Source organism: Neisseria sp. P0014.S002 (genome assembly GCF_051958295.1).
Lineage (GTDB): Bacteria > Pseudomonadota > Gammaproteobacteria > Burkholderiales > Neisseriaceae > Neisseria > Neisseria flavescens_B.
In genome coordinates, this window is sequence record NZ_JBQCVO010000006.1 from 20,698 (window position 1) to 39,568 (window position 18,871).

The following is an 18,871-nucleotide window of genomic DNA, read 5'->3' on the forward strand; positions in this document are numbered from 1 at the left end:
GGTCGTCTGAAAACCTCAAACTAAGGTTTTCAGACGACCTTTTTGAAAATAAACAACTTCATAGAAATTATGGAAAACAATTTGGAGAAACTTATGTCTGATAGAAAAATTTTTAAAGATATGCCAGATGATGGAGCTTATATTGACTGGCTTAAGAACAATAAAAATGGTTTTGTACTAAACATAGACAAAGGTGGAACCCAATCCATATACCCTATGTTACACAAAGTTAGTGGTGGCTGTAACAGCTTTCCTACTGAACGAAAAGACAAAAATTGGACGACAACCGATTCAGATTATTTTAAAGTTTGTTCTAACTCCCGTGAGAAACTCAGTGAGTGGAGTTGGAGTGAATACGATAGAGAAAACAGATGTAAAACTTGTTTTAAAAAGGAATTAGACGAAGAAAAGACAGCTTGGCTGACTGAAGAGCAAAATTTTTACACGAATTCTATCCCACACTTAGGAAAAAATATAGCTGAACTCGAAAACCGTTTAGCCTCCGAAACTAGCCCAGAAAAGCAAACCGAACTAGAAATCTTAATAAAAGTCCGCAGAGGGCAAGATCAATTCCGACAAGACCTACTCAAACTACATCCGAACTGCCCGCTAACAGGTCTAGATATTCAGTCTTTACTTATTGCCAGCCATATTAAACCTTGGAGCAAATGCAACAATGAAGAGCGTTTAGACCCCTTCAATGGTCTGATGCTCGCACCCAATGTCGACGCATTATTTGATAAAGGACTGATTACGTTTGATACCGACGGGATGATAAAAATCCACCCGACAATCGATCTGGAAAATCAAAAGCGGCTTGGAATTTCTCCCGATATGAAATTAAAAATCGAACCTGAAAGCAAAAAATATTTCGAGTATCACCGCAACCATGTTTTCCAAAAAGAAGAATAAATAGTGTTGAACAGTCCGTTGACTTAAGGTCGTCTGAAAACGATTTAGCGAACCCCGCTCTATCTGTTTTCAGACGACCTTTTGCGTCCTTTTGCGTATAAAGACCAAACCCGTCGCCGTCCTTCTGTATAATTCCCACTTTTAAACTATAATCGACATATTCAGACGGCCTTTCCCGACATTATGACTCGACAAGCCTTTATCCTCAGCGATTGCGAATTTTCCGAATGCGGAGAAAAGCCTTATGCCCTGTTGACCGCGAATCCGACTAAGGAGCACCACTTCGTCGCCCAAACCGAGCAGCGGCAGCATGCGCATAATCCGCAGGTCAGCCCGCAAAACCAAAACGTTTACCGCCTGCCTCTGTCAATGTTCCATACTGGCGAAAAAGCCCGTGGCAAAGAACAAAACCGCAGCGAAGCGATAAGCGTCAACATCATCGGCAACTTGGCGGCGAAAAACCTCTATACGCTGACCTTTGTCGAAGACTCCGCCAACCAATACAATCTAGAAAGCTGGTTCAACCGTCATGAAAGCGGCTACGAAGAGGCCTGCAATCATCTGCGTACCTTACCTGCAGGCCGTCTGAAAACAACTACGGCAAATGCCGACACCGTCAAAGTACCGGATGCCTTGTGGCGGATATTGCGGCTGAAATTCCTCGGTATCCTGCGCAATCCGCACAACCATAAAAACCTGTTTGCCCATCGCCTGCATCAAACACTTCGGGCGCGGCTACCGGAAGTCGGTTTTGAATTTGTCCGCTTAATCAGCAAACGCGACCCCAAACGCATCGAAGCCATTATGCAGAATTACCGTTTCACTTTTCTCGGCTATGTCGATTGGCTGGGTGGGCTTTACGGTATGTTGAGCGAAGGCGTGGCGCAACCGTCGTTGTTTGAACGGCTGTTTTGCAATATCTTTGCCGAACCCGAAGCAGTGAAAATCGAATTGTTCCGCTATCCGGAAAACACGGGGCTGTGTCTGTTTGGCGACAGCAGTTTCTGCCTGCAAGCCTCGGCCAAACTATTCAGCATCGGCGTTAATATCTCGCACGATATGTTTGCCATCGTCCATCTGCAAACCGACCGTTGGCACGCGTTTAAAAACACCTTTCATCACGACGCGCCCAAACTGCAAGGCCAAGTGCGGATTATCGACGGCGACCAAACCCAAAGATTGCTGTTCAACCGACTGTGCATCCATCAAGCCCATGAAGCCGTATTCGGCCAAAGCCCGAATATCAAAGATTATTTAGAGGCCGTCTGAAACCCCTAACCAGAAGAAAGCATATGAAAATCACGCCAATCCAAGCCCTAAACGACAACTACATCTGGATGATTCAAGAAGGCAACCATGCCGCCTGCGTCGATCCGTCCGATGCCACGCCCGTTTTGAAATTCCTCGTCCACAACCGCCTGATGCTGGCGCAAACATGGATTACCCATCCGCACCCCGACCATACCGGCGGCGCAAAAAGCCTGTTCCACGGCTTTTTAGAATCCCCAATCTATGGCGAAAGCGACATCGACGTAGCGACGCATACCGTCACCGCAGGTACGCAGTTCCCGTTTGGCGAAGGCTTGGTTACCGTTTGGGCAACCCCCGGCCATACCGACCGCCACATCAGCTATCTACTGGAAAATTCAGACGGCCTGCACGTTTTCTGCGGCGATACCTTGTTCTCAGCAGGTTGCGGCCGCGTATTTACCGGCACAATCGAGCAGCTTTACGACAGTTTCCACCGATTCAACCAATTGCCCGAAAAAACGCTGTTTTATCCGGCGCACGAATATACAGCCTCCAATCTGCGCTTTGCCCTGCATATCGAGCCGGACAATGCCGACATTCAGACGGCCTTGGACGCAGCCGAACACACACCGACACTGCCTGTCAGCCTGGCCCACGAACGCAAAGTCAATCCGTTTCTCCGCATTCACCTGCCCCAAGTTCAGGCACGCGCCGAAGAATTGAGCGGACGGAAATTAAACAGCGAACTCGAAGTCTTCGCCGCTTTGCGTGAATTAAAAAATCAATTTTAATTGGGCTTGGTCCTTAAAGAATAAGGCCGTCTGAACAATATCTGTTCAGACGGCCTTTTATTATTCAGGGATTATTCCCATTCAATCGTAGCAGGCGGTTTGCCGCTGACATCATAAACCACGCGGTTGATGCCTTTGACTTCGTTGATGATGCGGTTGGACACGCGGCCGAGCAGCGAGTATGGCAGCTCAGCCCAGTGCGCAGTCATAAAGTCGCTGGTGATCACGGCACGCAAGGCAACGACGTAATCGTAAGTACGGCCATCGCCCATCACGCCGACGGATTTCACAGGCAGGAATACGGCAAAGGCTTGGCTGGTCAGGTCGTACCAAGATGTGCCGTTTTCATCGGTAGTATTGCGCAATTCTTGAATGAAAATATCGTCTGCTTGACGGAGCAAGTCGGCGTATTCTTTTTTCACTTCTCCCAAAATACGCACACCCAAACCCGGGCCCGGGAATGGATGACGGTACACCATTTCGCGCGGCAGACCCAAAGCGACGCCCAGTTCGCGTACTTCGTCTTTGAACAAGTCGCGCAAAGGCTCAAGCAGCTTGAGCTTCATGTTTTCAGGCAGACCGCCGACATTGTGGTGGGATTTGATGGCGTGGGCTTTTTTGGTTTTCGCGCCTGCGGATTCGATTACGTCAGGGTAAATCGTACCTTGCGCCAACCATTTGGCGTTGGTGAGTTTTTTCTCTTCAGCGTCAAATACTTCGATAAATTCTGCACCGATAATTTTGCGTTTTTTCTCTGGATCGGTCACGCCGGCAAGTTTCGCCAAAAACTGCTCTTCGGCATCAACGTGAATCACGCGTACGCCCAAGTTGCGGGCAAACATATCCATCACCATTTTGCCTTCGTTCAGACGCAACAGGCCGTGGTCAACAAACACGCAGGTCAGTTGGTCGCCGATGGCACGGTGAATCAGCGCCGCCGCTACGGAAGAGTCCACGCCGCCGGACAAACCCAAAATCACTTCGTCGTTGCCGACTTGTTCGCGGATTTTGGCAACGGCTTCTTCGATGTAGTTCGGCATGGTCCAGCTGGGTTGTGCGCCGCAAATATCTAAGACAAAGCGGTTCAACAGCGCGCGGCCTTGTTTGGTGTGGGTCACTTCAGGGTGGAATTGGATACCGTAGAATTGTTTCTCAGCGTTTTCCATCATGGCAATCGGGCAAGACGGGGTGTCGCCGATGACAGAGAAGCCGGTAGGCAGTTTGGAAACTTTATCGCCATGGCTCATCCATACGTCGAGCGTATTAGGCGCATCGTCTTGAATGCCGCGTGTCAGCTCGCTGTCGATGGTTTTAACTTGCGCATAACCGAATTCGCGTTGGTTGCCCGGGCTAACTTCGCCGCCCAAGTGGTGCGCCATAAATTGCATGCCGTAGCAGATGCCCAAAACAGGAATGCCCAAATCAAAAATACCGGTATCGGCTTGATAATCGGATTCGTAAACGGAATTAGGACCGCCGGAGAGGATGATGCCTTTCGGATTAAAGGCTTTGATTTCTTCCAAAGGCATGTCGAAAGAATGCAGTTCGCAGTAAACGTGGGCTTCGCGCACGCGGCGGGCGATCAGCTGGGTAACTTGCGAGCCGAAGTCGAGAATAAGGATTTTGTCTTGGGTCATGGCGGAAACTTTGCAAAATGTAAGAAAACGGTGCGACCGGGAGGGCAAATTTCAAATTTAAACCACAATAAAAAAGGCCGTCTGAAACGGCGGATTATACCATTGTTCAAACGGCCTTTATAGGGCAAAACCCAAATCTCTCATCTTTCTATTTTGTGTGTTTCTCAGGAATCATATCGCTGCGCGAGAGCAACAGCAGGCAACCCAACACGACCATACCGATGGCCAGCAACGGCGAGAGGTAAATCCAGTAACTCATGTGCAGATAAATGGCTGTACCGATATAAACCAGCATCGGGCCGGAAACGATGGACTGTTTGTTGATGCCGTCCATAATCAACACGGCAAAGCCCAAAATAATTAATGCACCGGCAATCATGGTCGATGTCGCAGGCAAAATATCCGTAGCACGTAAAAACCAAATCGCACCAAAGATAATCAAAAACAAAGGCAGAAAAAGTGAGGGACGGGACATAACAACGCTCCGTAAAGGTTTCAGACGGCCTGTATTATTGGGTGCGCCGGCCATGCAGGCAAGATATAAAAATGCAATCTTGTGTGTAATTATGCAAAGGTTGTCTCAACAAAAAGGCCGTCTGAACAGCGGCAAACCGAAATCGAATATTTCAATTTTTCCTGTTACAGACGGCCTTTTAAAGAATCAGGCTTTGCCGGTGCTGCCGAATCCGCCTTCACCGCGCTCGCTGGCGGCAAACTCGTCCACAACCTTAAACGCAGCTTGGACAACCGGCACAATCACCATTTGCGCGATTCGTTCCATCGGCTCGATGGTAAACGTTTCTTTACCACGGTTCCACAAAGAAACCTTCAATTCGCCTTGATAATCCGAGTCAATCAAACCGACCAAATTGCCCAAAACAATACCGTGCTTATGACCCAAGCCGGAACGCGGCAACAAAACGGCTGCATACGCAGGGTTGGCCAAATGCACCGCCAAACCGGTAGGAACGAGATATACATCGCCCGGCTGCAATACAATGGCTTCATCCAGGCAGGCACGCAAGTCCAAACCGGCAGAACCGGGCGTTGCATAAGCAGGCAGGGAATCGGCCATTTTCGGATTTAAGATTTTCAGTTCGACTTCGGTTTGCATGACAGGACTCCGTATTGTTCTATATTGGAAAGGGCTACGATTATACACAAATGCCCTTGAGGCCGTCTGAAAAAACAGAGTATGATTCAGTCAGACCTAAGGAGAAAAATCATGGATCTGCACAATATCCGCGAAGATTACAGCAAACGCGAGCTGTCGGAAGCCGAATGCCACGCCGACCCGATTGTCCAATTCGAGCAATGGCTGAACGAAGCCATTCACGCCGAAGTCAACGAACCGACTGCGGTCAACGTTGCCGCCGTGGGCGAAGACGGCAGGCCAAACAGCCGCATGGTGCTGCTGAAAGAAGTCAACCCCAAAGGCTTTGTTTTCTTTACCAATTACCACAGCCGCAAAGGCCGCTCCTATACGGCACACCCCTTTGCCGCCATGACTTTTTTCTGGCCGGAACTCGAACGCCAAGTGCGCGTTGAAGGGCGCATTGAAAAACTCGATGCCGCCGCTTCGGACGAATATTTTGAAAGCCGCCCCTACACCAGCCGTATCGGCGCATGGGCAAGCGATCAAAGCGAAGTGATTTCCAGCAAAGCCGTTTTGGTGGCCAAAGCCGCAGCCGTCGGCGTCAAACATCCCCTGCATGTTCCCCGCCCGCCGCATTGGGGCGGATACCTCGTTATTCCCGACCGCATCGAATTCTGGCAAGGCCGCCCCAGCCGCCTGCATGACCGCATCCAATACCGCCTGGTTGACAGCAACTGGATACGCGAACGCCTTTCGCCATAATTTTCGGATTTTCAAACAAAAAATTACTGGTTGAGTTACAATACAGTCTTTCATCGGCAGGCCGTCTGAATCTGATTTTCAGACGGCCTTTTCCCCCAATCCAACCCCTGCCGCAACTGCCGCAGAAGAACCGCTTTTTCAAGCGAGTTAGGAAAAATCATGTCCAAACAGCCTTCCAGCAAACGTCAATGGCGCGACGGCGTATCGTCTACAGTCAAGAAACCTTCCAAACCGGCCAAATCCTTTGCCAATAAAAAACGTCCAGACAACGAACGAAAAACATCAGGCAAAACTTACGGCCAAAAAGTTTCAGACGGCCCCAAAGCTCAAAATACCGCCCCAAAACAACGAGCCGCCAAAGCCAAAAAACTGGTCGTCCGCAATCCAAATCAAAAAATCATGGAGCATGCCCGCGATTTGAAAGAGCGCCGCAGCGACCTTTCACGCTTCGAACCCGAGCGCCTGCAAAAAGTCCTGGCCGCTTCCGGCGTCGGCTCACGTCGCGAAATGGAAGAATGGATCAGCAACGGCTGGGTAACGGTCAACGGCCGCGTAGCCCAACTGGGCGAAAAAGTTACGCCCGACGACCACGTTACCGTCAAAGGCAGCATCATCAAACTCAAATGGGCAGACCGCCTGCCGCGTATCATCCTCTACTACAAACAAGAAGGCGAAATCGTTTCCCGCGACGACCCCCAAGGCCGCGTCAGCATTTTCGACCGCCTGCCGCAAGCAGCCAGCAGCCGCTGGGTGGCCATCGGCCGTTTGGACATCAATACCAGCGGCCTCTTGATTCTGACCACTTCAGGCGAACTGGTTCAACGCTTTGCCCACCCCAGCTTTGAAGTCGAACGCGAATACGCCGTGCGCGTATTGGGCGAGTTGACCACCGAACAAATGCGCGTCCTGACCGAAGAAGGCGTCATGCTCGAAGACGGTTTGGCTAAAGTAGAACGTATCTACGAACAAGGCGGCGAAGGCGCAAACAAATGGTACAACGTCGTCATCAAAGAAGGCCGCAACCGCGAAGTACGCCGTATTTTTGAAAGCCAAGGCCTGACCGTCAGCCGTCTCGTCCGCGTAGGCTTCGGCCCCATCGGCCTGCCAAACCGCCTCAAACGCGGCCAGTTCTACGAACTCAATCCGGCAGAAGTCGCCAACATCATCAAATGGGCGGATATGCTGCTTCCGGGGGAACGTCGCCGAAAGAAAAGTTAATGTAAGATAAATCGGTGCTGAGGCCTTTACAAAATCGTCTCAGCCCGACAAAATCTTGCCTAAGTCATAAAAATAGTGGGTATTGAAAGGATTTTCCTTATCCAACACATTCATCGGACTGCCATGTCCGACAAATAATACAGGCATTTTTTCATCGTTGCCTCCTTAATATCTGATGAGGCGGATTGTACGGATAAATGATTAAGCAATAAATCTCAATTTATGAACAACATATTTTCCCAGTAGGAAATGATGAAATATTCTTTGGCTTTGCTGCAAAGTTAAAAATAGGTCGTCTGAAATGTTTAGAGAAAAAGTAAGGTGTGCCGGAGCACACCATGTTTAACGGTTACTGCCCCGTTTTCCACGCGAAGATGCGTTTCAAATTATCCACCGTGTCGTGATGCATGATGGCGGCGAACGTGCCATCCAGTTTGGCAATTTCTGCTTTGTCTTCATCACTGAGGACAAAGTCAAACACGTTCAAGTTTTCCGCCATGCGTTCGGGTTTGGTGGATTTTGCCAATACCACAATATCGCGTTCCACCAGCCAGCGGGTAATCACCTGCGCCACGGATTTGCCGTATTTTGCACCGATTTTGCTTAACACAGGATTGTGGAAAATATCGTTTTTACCTTCGGCAAACGGCGCCCACGCTTCCACGGAGATGCCTTCAGCCTGCAAAGCGGCAACGGCTTCGGTTTTTTGTTGAAACGGATTGATTTCAATCTGATTGGCTTGTGGCATCATTTTATTGAACAGCCCCAAATCCACCGCGCGTACGGGCGAAAATTTTTAAGTTTTTAAAGTTTGAAAAACGCTTGGGAACTTGACCGCACTTTTGCGTATAGATAAGGAAAAGGTCGTCTGAAAAACTAAATCCGTTTTCAGACGATCTTTTAACAATAAAAGCATGGACGTTTACACTATCGGTAATGGAACTATAATTTACTTTCGACCAATATCCTTATACGTTAGAACTAATCCACTCATTAAAGGCAGATTGTATAATATCTGCATTATATACCCTACCTATATTAGGTATAGGGTTGTTTATAGATGAAAACCAATTCTCAACATTTTGATTACTGTTTCTAGCTTTTAATCCATCAATAAAATTAATATATGATAGCGATGAATACATTAATCTACCATAACCATCTTTATCTCCTAATGATGAAAGATTAGATGCTTTAGTGACAGCTGTACCAATCCATACTTTTTCATTAATTCCGACACCTTTCCTCCCTGTTTTAATGACTAAATCATTTCCTGACGACATCCCTATTCCTGCTCGAATAGGAGCAATCCCTCTTTGCTCTAACATCTTATTAAACATATTGATAAATGTGTTTGCATAGAAGGTTTTATTTGCGCAATTTAAAATATCTTCTTTTGAAGGTGTATTATAAATTGCATAAACGCAATCCCCACGAATACCGATCTCAAGCATGAATCCATCATCACCTCTTAGTATTTCAATCAGTTCAGAAATAAATGCTCTGATTACTTTTGCGATTCTCTCCTGATTCTCGCTTGTAAATAATCTACTTGAATCCCGAATATCTATAAAAATACTGGTTAACCATGTCCTGTATCCATTTTCAAAAGTAAAATTACCATCTGCTGGTAATTTCTTCTTTTCTTCTATAATCATATGATTATCTAGAATACTTTCTACTCGGTTTTTTCCTTGTATATAGTCATACTCTGACATTATTATCTCCTATTTCTGAAAAATGTAAAGCCACGAAACCAATAAAAAAATAATGCTTATCCCACTCATTTTTACTCCCTTATTATAGTTTTTGAATTTTTGTTCACAAATTTTGGAATTGATATATATTTGTGAAACCAAATCTTCAATGTATTTATTCAAATTAGTCGCTTTAAGACACTTCAAATAGGCTCGTTGGTTCCTGTTTGATGCAATATGCCCGAAGAAAATATTAGATTTTCTATCCTCGTTATTGGTTATTTTTGCCATCAAGGCCTTGCTTAGAAAGTAAAGTCCAATTATGAAACATATAGCTGATACCAAAAATATAAGCATAAAAATAAATAAAACAACTTCATCTGTTCTATTTCTAGGATTTGCACAAAAAACACTTTTTATAAATTCTGTTGTGGGTGTTTTTAAAGTAGATAAAATGGTTAAAATAGCGCCAAAAAATGAGAACCAAAATGATACTTTGGTATCACAATTTGAAATAAACCCAATAATCCTATCAAGAGTTAAATGCAATTTATCCGTATCGTCTGATAATTTCCATTGTTGCTTATGCATTTTTTTACCTTTAATTTTTTATTTATTCAAATATTTGGGAATATAATGATAATTCAATAGTTACTACAAAAATAATTTTCTCAATAGAATAAATTTCGTATCAATGCCCCTGTGATAGCGGTAGAAGCCGCGTTGTACCCGAAATTAAAGCCGATTTTGAACCAATACCCGAAGAGATGATTGCCGTACCGATTTCCGCACCGCTCAAAATGGTATTGGTTGCCTCGCCCGATTATTTGGCGCAACATGGTTCACCGAAAAATATTGATGATCTGCAACAACACCGCCTTATCGGCATAAAACTCTCCGCTGAACACGGCACGGAGATACAGTGGGAATTCAAATACAAAAAAGAACTGATTACGTTCACACCAAAATCGCACTTTTCCATCAACAATCATCTGCGTCTGCAAGCCGTTTCAGACGGCCTTGGCATTGCGTGGATAGCACATATGAGCGTAGCGGATGCACTCAATTCGGGACACCTGGTAGAGCTGTTGCCTGAGTATGCTATGACTTACGAACCGCTTTACCTCTATTACCCCAGCCGCCGCGGGCATTCGAATGTGTTTAAGTTGATTGTGGATGCGCTGCGGGTGGAGGTCGTCTGAAAATGCAAAAGCAGCCTGAGTTTCGTTTGCCGAAATGCAGGCTGCTTTCAAATAATCTCAATATGTCCGTCTGATTTTCAGACGACGTTTTTTGTGCGCAAACTTAAGCGTTATTTCTCTGCCTTCAACACCCGCTGACGGCGTGTTTCGCTCAATACCATGCCTGCGCTGACGGATACGTTCATGCTTTCGACTGTGCCAAACATCGGAATCGATACCAACATATCGCAATGTTCGCGCGTCAGGCGGCGCATGCCTTCGCCTTCATTGCCCATTACCCAAGCCACGCTATCGGGCAAGTCGCTGTGGTAAAGGTCGGAGTCGCCGCCCATGTCCGTGCCGACAATCCAAATGCCGTATTCTTTCAGCTCACGCAAAGTACGGGCAAGATTGGTTACGGTAATATACGGCACAGTTTCCGCTGCGCCACAGGCAACTTTGCTGACAGTCGCATTCAGGCCAGCGCTTTTGTCTTTGGGCGCAATCACGGCATGCACCCCCATCGCATCGGCAGTACGCAGGCACGCGCCGAGGTTGTGCGGATCGGTAATGCCGTCCAATACCAGCAAAAACGGAGGTTCGCTCAGGTTTTCCAACACATCTTCCAAGTGAACATGGTTTTTGGAAGCATCGATAAACCCTACTACGCCCTGATGGCGCGCCCCTTTGCTGATGGCATTCAGGCGGTCGGCATTGGCAAAATGCACGCGTACGTTTTCAGAGGCCGCTTTATCCAATACATCGCGGGTGCGCGCATCGGATTTGCCCTCTTGGATATAGAGTTCGGTAATCGATTTCGGGTTTTGCCACAAACGGGCATTGACAGCGTGAAAGCCATAGATGAGTCGTTGGTTTGCCATGTTTTTGCTTTATCAAAAAATTCAGACGGCCATTATAACAAGTAAGGCCGTCTGAAAATTTTTTATTTCATCAAATAACCGAGTATGCCCGAAGTGCCAACGCCGATTAATACCGTTACCAACATCGAAAACCGGCTGGCGGCCAATACTGTCAAAGCAATGGCGATCAGCTCATGCGGTTTGTCCGATACAAAATAAGGCGCAATCACAGAAATCAACACACAGCCCGGCGCGGCCTCCATAACCACTTGCGCGCGACGGCTCAATGTACGGTTGCGCAATGCAAAAAAGCCGATTAATCGGGTTGAATAAGTAACGGCCAACATACTTAAAAACAGCAGAAACGATTGCAGCGACAACAAATCCTTCATTTTTGCTCTCCCCACAAATACGCCGCCAACAATCCCGACAACGTTCCGGCCGGAACATACCATGCGCCATCCACGGTCAAATAGGTTACGCACGCCACAATCAGGCTGACAAACCAAGGGCGTGAAGCCGCAAAGCTCTTCCACATCCCGCGCAGCAGCACCAAAAACACCGCAGGAAACGCCATGCCGAAGCCCCAAGCCGCCACATCGCCGAACATCGGGCCGACTGCCGCGCCAAATGCCGCAAAACCAATCCACGTTACATACAAAATAAAACACACGCCGGCATAAAACGGCATATTGAATGCAGGCAAACCAAGCGCCTTGCGCTTTTGAATTTCAGCAAACGCCATTGCCCAGCTTTCATCGCACATAAAAAACAGTGCGGGCATCGCCTTTTTCAGCGGCATATCCCTCATATACGGCGCAATTGCCGCACCCATCAGGATATGGCGCGAATTAATCATAAATGTAACCGTTGCAATCAGCAGTATCGGCAAGGGATTTGCCCACAAATTAACTGCGGCAAATTCCGAACCTCCGGCAAAGTTCATGCCCGTCATCAGCAGCATTTCCAGCCAGCTCATTCCTTTCTGCCCACCCTGCATGCCCAAAATCAGCGCCCACGGCAACAAGCCGATCAGCATGGGGGAGCATTCTTTGATACCGCGCAGAAATTCCGAGCGAGGAGAAGCAGTGTGATTCATTTTGATTGAAACGGTTTATTAAAAAGAAGCGACGTATTATAAAGCAGGCAATCTGAACAAGGGTATAATACGGAAAAATTAGATTTATTTACGGAAACCGATATGACCCACACCGTCCATCTGCAGTTTGAAGAAATTGACAATACCGTGTTGCAACGCCTGTGCGGCGCGCTCGACAGCAATCTCGAAGCCTTAGGCAAAGCCCTTGATATCCAAATCAGCCGCCGCTTCGAACATTTCACCTTCATGGGCGAACTGGCACACGCCGGCCGCCGTGCCTTGCTGTCGCTTGCCGAAGCCGCAGAAAAAGGCGACTTGGACAACAATGCCATCAGCCTCGCGGCCGTTGAAGCAAAAACCGCAGATGAAAAACACGAAGAAAAACACCACGACCAACAATACTATTTCCGCACCAAACGCGGCAGCATCGGCGGCCGCACCCCGCGCCAAAACGGCTATATCCGCGCCTTGCTCAACCACGATGTCGTGTTCGGCTTAGGCCCTGCCGGTACAGGCAAAACCTATCTTGCCGTTGCCGCCGCAGTCGATGCCATGGAGAAACACCAAATCGAACGCATCGTTTTGGTGCGCCCCGCAGTCGAAGCAGGCGAAAAATTAGGCTTCCTGCCGGGCGATTTGGCACAAAAAGTCGATCCCTACCTGCGACCGCTTTACGATGCGCTTTATGATTTGATGGGCTTCGACCGCGTGACCAAATTAATGGAAAAAGGTTTGATTGAAATTGCGCCGCTGGCCTATATGCGCGGCCGCACCTTAAATGGTGCGTATGTCATTTTGGACGAAGCGCAAAACACCACGCCCGAACAAATGAAAATGTTCCTGACCCGTATCGGCTTTGGTGCCAAAGCAGTCATTACCGGCGACATCAGCCAAATCGACCTGCCGCGCAACATCAAATCCGGCTTAAAAGATGCACGCGAAAAACTGCGCGATGTAGAAGGCCTGTATTTCCACACCTTCACCAGCGAAGACGTCGTCCGCCATCCTTTGGTGCAGAAAATCGTCGAAGCCTATGAAGCGGCAGAAGAACAAGCTGAAAAGAAAAGCGGCGAATAATCTTTTCAAACACTTCAGGCCGTCTGAAAATCAAATTTCAGACGGCCTTACTACATCATTCTCCCCATAATACTGCTATAATCCGAAAATCAAGTAAAACAACGACTTCAAAAGGAAAAATATGACCCTCAAGCCACCCGTCCGAATCGCCGTTACCGGCGCGGCAGGCCAAATCGCCTACGCCACCCTCTTCCGTATCGCCGGCGGCATCATGCTCGGACGCGAACAACCCGTTATCCTGCAGCTGCTCGACCTGCCGCAGGCACAACAGGCATTGCGCGGCGTGATCATGGAAATGCAAGATTGCGCCTTCCCGCTCCTTGCCGACATCTTCGCCACAGACGACCCCGAAGTCGCCTTCAAAGATGCCGACATCGCCCTCTTGATTGGTGCACGTCCGCGCACGCAAGGCATGGAACGCGCCGATTTGCTGCACGCCAATGGCGAAATTTTCAAAGTACAAGGTGCTGCGTTGAACAAAGTTGCCAATCGCAACGTTAAAGTCCTCGTCGTCGGCAACCCGGCCAATACCAACGCCTACATCGCCATGAAATCCGCACCCGATATCCCGCCGGAAAATTTCACCGCCCTGATGCGTCTCGACCACCACCGCGCCGTCAGTCAAATTGCCGAAAAGATCAACCGCCCGATTACTTCCATCGAGCAAATGTGCGTTTGGGGCAACCACAGCCCGACCATGTACGCCGACTACCGCTACGCCACCAGCAACGGCGAGTCCGTCCAAGAGATGATTACCGAACCCGACTGGAACACCGAAGTCTTCATGCCGAAAATCGCTGGACGTGGTGCCGCCATTATTGCCGCACGCGGTTCATCATCCGCAGCCTCCGCCGCCAATGCCGCCATCTACCACCTGCGTGACTGGTTGCTCGGCAGCAGCGGTAAATGGATAACCATGGGCGTTCCATCCGATGGCTCTTACGGCATTCCTGAAGGTTTGATTTTCGGCTTCCCCGTCATTTGTGATGAAGGCAGCTACCGCATCGTCCAAGGCTTGGATTTGTCGGACGAATTCAGCCAAAAACGTATTGCCGCCACGCTGGCCGAATTAGAAGAAGAACGTTCAGCCATCCAGGATCTACTCTAAAATAAAGGCCGTCTGAAAACCAAATTTCAGACGGCCTAAATAATTAAATGCCCGTTCTACAATCATTTTTAAAAACTAGAATGGCACTCTTTGTCCTTGTTTATCTTTAAGATGCCATTGACCTGACGGTGTATAACCGCCGCCACTACCGCCGACAGCATAATGATCACAATTCGGATCAAGCCGTTTCCCTTGAGAATATGAGCCATTTGTCAAACCGTTCCCATCAAAGGAACTGCATGCGCCGATAAAAGCTACACAAAACAGAACTAAAATTTTCTTAAACATTTACATTACCACTTTTTTGTGAAAGTAATACCAATCATAGAACTATGACTTTTGTTTTTTAATATAGTTCTTTAATTTTTGTTTTTTATGCAAATAATTAATAATGATATAAGATTGATTAGTAAGTTTTCTGCGTTTGAAAAAGGCCGTCTGAAATCAAATTTCAGACAACCTTTACCGTGCAGCCTTATCCCGCTACATCAATGCACAAATATTTCAGTTCCAAATACTCATCCGCACCATATTTGCTGCCTTCACGTCCCAAACCGCTGCGTTTCACGCCGCCAAACGGTGCCACTTCATTACTGATTAAGCCCGTATTGATGCCGACCATGCCGTATTCCAAGGCTTCGCCGACGCGCCACTGACGGGCGGTATCAGCCGTATAAAGGTAAGCAGCCAAACCGTATTCCGTATTGTTTGCAGCCTCAATGACTTCGGCTTCGGTTTCAAAACGGAACACTGGACACAAAGGCCCGAAGGTTTCCTCGCGCGCCACAGCCATTTGCGCCGTAACGCCGCTTAAAACAGTCGGCTCAAAAAACGTTCCGCCCAACGCACTGCGTTTGCCGCCGGTCAGACAACTTGCGCCTTTAGCCAATGCGTCGGCGATGTGCTGCTCAACTTTCTCCACCGCTTTTTCCTCAATCAGCGGCCCTTGGTTGACGCCATCTTCCAAGCCGTTACCCAATTTGAGCGCCGCCACTTTTTCACTTAATTTGCGGCAAAATTCGTCGTAAATGCCGGATTGAGCGTAAACGCGGTTGGTGCAGACGCAGGTCTGGCCGCTGTTACGGAACTTGCTGGCAAGCGCGCCTTCGACAGCTTTGTCCAAATCGGCATCGTCAAACACGATAAACGGCGCATTGCCGCCCAGTTCCAAGCTGAGTTTTTTAATGTCCGCCGCGCTGTCGGCAAAAATTTTCGCACCGACTTCGGTTGAGCCGGTAAAGCTGATTTTGCGCACGGTCGGATTCGTGGCAAATTCATGGCTGATTTTCGAAGCGCGACCACTGACAACAGGCAACAAATCCTGCGGCACACCCGCTTCATAAGCCAGCACGGCCAATGCATACGCACTCAAAGGCGTAAGCGATGCAGGTTTGACTATCATCGCACAGCCCACCGCCAAAGCAGGCGCAGCCTTGCGCGCAATCATCGCAGATGGGAAGTTCCACGGCGTAATCGCAGCAGTAACACCGACAGGCTGTTTCAACACAACCAGTTTTTGCGATGCCTTCACACTTGTCAGGACATCGCCGTCAATCCGCCGCGCCTCTTCCGCAAACCAGCGCACAAACGAAGCCGCATAATCAATCTCGCCACGCGCCTCAGTCAGACTTTTACCCTGCTCCATCGTCATGATACGCGCCAGTTCTTCTTTGTTTTCTTTAATCAAAAAATACCAACGCCACAACACATCGGCCCGCTCCAACGCAGTTTTTGCCGCCCATAATTTTTGTGCCGCCTCTGCCTTTTGAATCAAAAGCTTCAGGCCGTCTGAATCAGTTTTACGAACAAATGCCAAAGCCTCACCTGTTGCAGGGTTATCAACTCTAATGGCATCTGGAATCGGAGAAAAGGAAATATCGGGATGATTGAGCAAACGGGCAAAATCTTTCATGAGAAACGACCTTTCTAAAACCGAGGATATACGTTCATTATCATATTCATACCATGAAAGCGCAACTGAATCGCAAAATAAGACAACAGCAAAGGCCGTCTGAATATCTTACAGACGGTCTTTGCTTTAGCTAAATCATATCTATCTTAATAACGAATGAAATACGATTATTAATACTCTACCTCAAAAGGATAAGACACATGTATTACAACAATTTGCTATAATACGAAATTCATTTCAACCCTCATCCAAAATTCCATTTTCAGACGGCCTTTGTCTGTTTATAAGGCCGTCTGAAATGTTTTCCGTCCATCCTCTTCTGCCGAGCCATGATTCCATCTGATTTCATTGACGAGCTTTTGTCCAAAGTCGATATTGTCGATATTATCGACGAGCAGGTTCCGCTGAAGAAAGGCGGAGCGAACTATATGGCCTGCTGTCCATTTCACAAGGAAAAAACGCCGTCGTTTTCGGTCAGCCCGACCAAGCAGTTTTACCATTGCTTCAGTTGCGGTGCTCATGGTTCGGCGATTGGTTTTGTGATGGAACATCAGGGGCTGTCGTTTCCGGAGGCGGTACAGTTTTTGGCTGATCGCGTCGGTATGACGGTGCCTAAAGTTCGCGGGCAGGAAGACAATCCCGAAATCCGTGCCGAACGTAAAAAAAAGCAACAAACTTTGGAAGAAACAACAGCGGCGGCAGCGGATTTTTATGCGCAACAGTTGAAATTCAATCCAGCGGCGAAGGCTTATTTAGACAAGCGCGGCTTGAGTGCGGAAGTCATCGCGCATTATGGCTTAGGCTATGCGCCTGACGGTTGGCAGCCTTTGGCACAAGTGTTCCAACCCTATCCTAATACTGCGTTGGTGGATACGGGCATGGTCATTGATAACGAAGGCAAACATTACGACCGCTTCCGTCATCGGATTATGTTCCCTATCCGTAATCCTCGCGGTCAGGTCATCGGCTTTGGCGGCCGCGTGTTGGACGACTCGAAACCCAAATACCTGAACTCTCCCGATACTCCTTTGTTTGACAAAGGGAAAAACCTTTACGGGCTATATGAAGGGCGTGCCGCCGTAAAAGAGGCCGGACGGATTTTGGTGGTCGAAGGCTACATGGACGTGGTCGCATTGGCGCAGTTCGGTGTCGGCTACGGCGTAGCTGCTTTAGGTACGGCAACCACGGCGGAACACGTCAAAATCCTGATGCGTCAGGCAGACAGTATTTATTTTTGTTTTGATGGCGACAGCGCGGGACGTAAAGCGGCTTGGCGCGCGCTGGGAAATGCGTTGCCGCAATTAAAAGACGATAAATCGCTGCATTTTCTATTCCTACCTGAAGAACACGATCCAGACAGCTACATCCGCGCCTATGGCAAGACCCAATTCGAAGATGCCTTGTTAAACCAAAGCAAGCCCCTATCGGAATACTTTTGGGAACATCTTTCAGACGGCCTCAACCTCAATACGCAAGAAGGCAAAGCAGAATTGGTCAAAACCAGTTCTCCGCTTTTGGCTCAGATTACCGCGCCGGCATTGGGCTATCTTCTGAAACAAAAACTCAGCGAGCTCGTAAGCATTGACCCAGACAACCTCGCCCAGTTACTCGGACAAGAAGCGCCAAAGCGACACGTCAAACAAAAAAGTTACAAACTGCCACCTATTTCTGTCAAACAGCCAACTATGCTGACACTGGTTCAAAGACAGATACGCAGCCTCTTGATAAATCCGGCTTGGGCTTCATATATAGACCTACCCGATTATCTGGCTTTAAGCGGTGACTTTGCCTGCCTTGCCAATTTAGCCGAAACCATCAAGAATCACGATACGACTCCTGCAACTGCACAAGTGCTTGAATATATGCGCGGTTCGCCCTATGAGGAAACCGTCAATCAAATCTTTTTATCGACCCTTCACTCTGAAGAAATGGAAGGGGATAACGAAGAAGATTGCGAAAGTTTCCAAATCGGCATGAAAAAGTTGTTAAATGAATTAAAATACAGTCAAATCGAAACTTTAAAGCAAAAAAGTATTCAAACTGGTTTGACCGAAAATGAAAAAAGGCTCTTGCTGTCACTTTTGACGGCAAAGCAAAACTAACCCCTCAGGCCGTCTGAACAATCTAAACACACGCTGCGAAACATGACACGCAGAACACCCCATCTGTAATATTTTCAGACGGCCTCAGAGTATTAAAGTGAAATCTGATTTCACAACAAAAAGCTCTGCTCCGCCTTCAGGTACGGCCACATCACCGTAAACCGTCGG

General features: G+C 48.0%; 19 protein-coding genes and 1 pseudogene. 9 read left to right on the forward strand and 11 right to left on the reverse strand.

Features of this window, described 5'->3' with window-relative positions; all coding sequences use genetic code 11:
• Nucleotides 1–93 precede the first annotated feature (93 nt).
• The 3 genes from ACTHSX_RS07085 to gloB all read left to right on the forward strand — a co-directional run bounded on the left by ACTHSX_RS07085 (nt 94) and on the right by gloB (nt 2,954).
• Nucleotides 94–912, forward strand: a complete 819-nt coding sequence (locus ACTHSX_RS07085) for an HNH endonuclease (RefSeq protein WP_440377228.1) — start codon at nt 94–96, stop codon at nt 910–912.
• Between the two features lie 183 nt (nt 913–1,095).
• Complete coding sequence (locus tag ACTHSX_RS07090) at nt 1,096–2,181, forward strand: hypothetical protein (protein WP_440377229.1); 1,086 nt, start codon at nt 1,096–1,098, stop codon at nt 2,179–2,181.
• Nucleotides 2,182–2,204: 23 nt separating this feature from the next.
• Nucleotides 2,205–2,954: a hydroxyacylglutathione hydrolase gene (gene gloB, locus ACTHSX_RS07095; protein WP_440377230.1), complete on the forward strand. Its 750-nt coding sequence runs from the start codon at nt 2,205–2,207 to the stop codon at nt 2,952–2,954.
• Nucleotides 2,955–3,025: 71 nt separating this feature from the next.
• Here gloB and guaA read toward each other — a convergent pair whose 3' ends face one another.
• From guaA to dut, 3 genes are all read right to left on the reverse strand, one after another.
• Nucleotides 3,026–4,591: a glutamine-hydrolyzing GMP synthase gene (gene guaA / locus ACTHSX_RS07100; protein WP_003746573.1), complete on the reverse strand. Its 1,566-nt coding sequence runs from the start codon at nt 4,589–4,591 to the stop codon at nt 3,026–3,028.
• Between the two features lie 148 nt (nt 4,592–4,739).
• The gene (locus ACTHSX_RS07105; RefSeq protein WP_039862324.1) at nt 4,740–5,066 is read right to left on the reverse strand and encodes a hypothetical protein; all 327 of its coding nucleotides are present in this window, start codon (nt 5,064–5,066) and stop codon (nt 4,740–4,742) included.
• Nucleotides 5,067–5,252: 186 nt separating this feature from the next.
• A complete protein-coding gene (dut, locus tag ACTHSX_RS07110; RefSeq protein ID WP_440377231.1) occupies nt 5,253–5,705 on the reverse strand; it encodes a dUTP diphosphatase in 453 nt (150 codons plus the stop codon).
• Nucleotides 5,706–5,816: 111 nt separating this feature from the next.
• On the opposite strand from dut, the gene pdxH reads away from it, so the two are divergent.
• Nucleotides 5,817–6,449, forward strand: a complete 633-nt coding sequence (gene pdxH / locus ACTHSX_RS07115; RefSeq protein WP_440377232.1) for a pyridoxamine 5'-phosphate oxidase — start codon at nt 5,817–5,819, stop codon at nt 6,447–6,449.
• A gap of 159 nt (nt 6,450–6,608) precedes the next feature.
• A complete protein-coding gene (locus ACTHSX_RS07120; protein ID WP_440377233.1) occupies nt 6,609–7,667 on the forward strand; it encodes a pseudouridine synthase in 1,059 nt (352 codons plus the stop codon).
• A gap of 81 nt (nt 7,668–7,748) precedes the next feature.
• On the opposite strand, the pseudogene ACTHSX_RS07125 reads toward ACTHSX_RS07120, so the two are convergent.
• From ACTHSX_RS07125 to ACTHSX_RS07140, 4 genes and pseudogenes are all read right to left on the reverse strand, one after another.
• A pseudogene (locus ACTHSX_RS07125) lies at nt 7,749–7,814 on the reverse strand (dioxygenase); the annotation flags it as partial.
• A 202-nt stretch (nt 7,815–8,016) separates the two neighbouring features.
• Entirely contained in the window at nt 8,017–8,418 is a 402-nt protein-coding gene (locus ACTHSX_RS07130) for an aldo/keto reductase (RefSeq protein ID WP_241479490.1), read from the reverse strand.
• A 217-nt stretch (nt 8,419–8,635) separates the two neighbouring features.
• Nucleotides 8,636–9,385: an adenylate/guanylate cyclase domain-containing protein gene (locus ACTHSX_RS07135; protein WP_440377234.1), complete on the reverse strand. Its 750-nt coding sequence runs from the start codon at nt 9,383–9,385 to the stop codon at nt 8,636–8,638.
• A 9-nt stretch (nt 9,386–9,394) separates the two neighbouring features.
• Nucleotides 9,395–9,955, reverse strand: a complete 561-nt coding sequence (locus ACTHSX_RS07140; protein ID WP_049328509.1) for a Pycsar system effector family protein — start codon at nt 9,953–9,955, stop codon at nt 9,395–9,397.
• Nucleotides 9,956–10,131: 176 nt separating this feature from the next.
• Between ACTHSX_RS07140 and ACTHSX_RS07145 the strand changes: the two genes are divergently transcribed.
• Nucleotides 10,132–10,566 carry a LysR substrate-binding domain-containing protein gene (locus tag ACTHSX_RS07145; RefSeq protein ID WP_223168709.1) on the forward strand — a complete coding sequence of 145 codons (435 nt, stop codon included), beginning with the start codon at nt 10,132–10,134 and terminating at the stop codon, nt 10,564–10,566.
• 110 nt (nt 10,567–10,676) lie between these two features.
• On the opposite strand, the gene rlmB is transcribed toward ACTHSX_RS07145, so the two are convergent.
• From rlmB to ACTHSX_RS07160, 3 genes are all read right to left on the reverse strand, one after another.
• Nucleotides 10,677–11,426, reverse strand: a complete 750-nt coding sequence (gene rlmB, locus ACTHSX_RS07150; protein WP_440377235.1) for a 23S rRNA (guanosine(2251)-2'-O)-methyltransferase RlmB — start codon at nt 11,424–11,426, stop codon at nt 10,677–10,679.
• 62 nt (nt 11,427–11,488) lie between these two features.
• On the reverse strand, nt 11,489–11,797 hold the full coding sequence (locus tag ACTHSX_RS07155) for an AzlD family protein (RefSeq protein ID WP_003680717.1): 309 nt from the start codon (nt 11,795–11,797) through the stop codon (nt 11,489–11,491).
• A complete protein-coding gene (locus tag ACTHSX_RS07160) occupies nt 11,794–12,504 on the reverse strand; it encodes an AzlC family ABC transporter permease (protein ID WP_440377236.1) in 711 nt (236 codons plus the stop codon). The genes ACTHSX_RS07155 and ACTHSX_RS07160 overlap by 4 nt, the downstream gene beginning before the upstream one ends.
• Nucleotides 12,505–12,606: 102 nt before the next feature.
• On the opposite strand from ACTHSX_RS07160, the gene ACTHSX_RS07165 reads away from it, so the two are divergent.
• Together ACTHSX_RS07165 and ACTHSX_RS07170 are read left to right on the forward strand one after the other, a co-directional pair.
• Complete coding sequence (locus ACTHSX_RS07165) at nt 12,607–13,581, forward strand: PhoH family protein (protein ID WP_440377237.1); 975 nt, start codon at nt 12,607–12,609, stop codon at nt 13,579–13,581.
• 121 nt (nt 13,582–13,702) lie between these two features.
• Nucleotides 13,703–14,689, forward strand: a complete 987-nt coding sequence (locus ACTHSX_RS07170) for a malate dehydrogenase (protein WP_188208750.1) — start codon at nt 13,703–13,705, stop codon at nt 14,687–14,689.
• Between the two features lie 475 nt (nt 14,690–15,164).
• Here the strand turns inward: ACTHSX_RS07170 and ACTHSX_RS07175 are convergent, their stop codons facing one another.
• Nucleotides 15,165–16,601, reverse strand: a complete 1,437-nt coding sequence (locus tag ACTHSX_RS07175; RefSeq protein WP_440377238.1) for an NAD-dependent succinate-semialdehyde dehydrogenase — start codon at nt 16,599–16,601, stop codon at nt 15,165–15,167.
• A 329-nt stretch (nt 16,602–16,930) separates the two neighbouring features.
• Between ACTHSX_RS07175 and dnaG the strand changes: the two genes are divergently transcribed.
• Nucleotides 16,931–18,703: a DNA primase gene (gene dnaG / locus ACTHSX_RS07180; RefSeq protein WP_440377239.1), complete on the forward strand. Its 1,773-nt coding sequence runs from the start codon at nt 16,931–16,933 to the stop codon at nt 18,701–18,703.
• The last annotated feature ends 168 nt before the right edge of the window (nt 18,704–18,871 follow it).

Excerpts from the sequence above, each read along its gene's own strand:
- ACTHSX_RS07160 (WP_440377236.1), bottom strand. The coding sequence starts at position 12,504 with ATGAATCACACTGCTTCTCCTCGCTCGGAATTTCTGCGCGGTATCAAA.
- ACTHSX_RS07155 (WP_003680717.1), bottom strand. The coding sequence starts at position 11,797 with ATGAAGGATTTGTTGTCGCTGCAATCGTTTCTGCTGTTTTTAAGTATG.
- rlmB (WP_440377235.1), bottom strand. The coding sequence starts at position 11,426 with ATGGCAAACCAACGACTCATCTATGGCTTTCACGCTGTCAATGCCCGT.
- ACTHSX_RS07130 (WP_241479490.1), bottom strand. The coding sequence starts at position 8,418 with ATGATGCCACAAGCCAATCAGATTGAAATCAATCCGTTTCAACAAAAA.
- ACTHSX_RS07120 (WP_440377233.1), top strand. The coding sequence starts at position 6,609 with ATGTCCAAACAGCCTTCCAGCAAACGTCAATGGCGCGACGGCGTATCG.
- ACTHSX_RS07170 (WP_188208750.1), top strand. The coding sequence starts at position 13,703 with ATGACCCTCAAGCCACCCGTCCGAATCGCCGTTACCGGCGCGGCAGGC.
- ACTHSX_RS07140 (WP_049328509.1), bottom strand. The coding sequence starts at position 9,955 with ATGCATAAGCAACAATGGAAATTATCAGACGATACGGATAAATTGCAT.
- guaA (WP_003746573.1), bottom strand. The coding sequence starts at position 4,591 with ATGACCCAAGACAAAATCCTTATTCTCGACTTCGGCTCGCAAGTTACC.
- dnaG (WP_440377239.1), top strand. The coding sequence starts at position 16,931 with ATGATTCCATCTGATTTCATTGACGAGCTTTTGTCCAAAGTCGATATT.
- ACTHSX_RS07165 (WP_440377237.1), top strand. The coding sequence starts at position 12,607 with ATGACCCACACCGTCCATCTGCAGTTTGAAGAAATTGACAATACCGTG.
- gloB (WP_440377230.1), top strand. The coding sequence starts at position 2,205 with ATGAAAATCACGCCAATCCAAGCCCTAAACGACAACTACATCTGGATG.
- ACTHSX_RS07175 (WP_440377238.1), bottom strand. The coding sequence starts at position 16,601 with ATGAAAGATTTTGCCCGTTTGCTCAATCATCCCGATATTTCCTTTTCT.
- ACTHSX_RS07145 (WP_223168709.1), top strand. The coding sequence starts at position 10,132 with ATGATTGCCGTACCGATTTCCGCACCGCTCAAAATGGTATTGGTTGCC.
- dut (WP_440377231.1), bottom strand. The coding sequence starts at position 5,705 with ATGCAAACCGAAGTCGAACTGAAAATCTTAAATCCGAAAATGGCCGAT.
- ACTHSX_RS07090 (WP_440377229.1), top strand. The coding sequence starts at position 1,096 with ATGACTCGACAAGCCTTTATCCTCAGCGATTGCGAATTTTCCGAATGC.
- pdxH (WP_440377232.1), top strand. The coding sequence starts at position 5,817 with ATGGATCTGCACAATATCCGCGAAGATTACAGCAAACGCGAGCTGTCG.
- ACTHSX_RS07135 (WP_440377234.1), bottom strand. The coding sequence starts at position 9,385 with ATGTCAGAGTATGACTATATACAAGGAAAAAACCGAGTAGAAAGTATT.
- ACTHSX_RS07085 (WP_440377228.1), top strand. The coding sequence starts at position 94 with ATGTCTGATAGAAAAATTTTTAAAGATATGCCAGATGATGGAGCTTAT.
- ACTHSX_RS07105 (WP_039862324.1), bottom strand. The coding sequence starts at position 5,066 with ATGTCCCGTCCCTCACTTTTTCTGCCTTTGTTTTTGATTATCTTTGGT.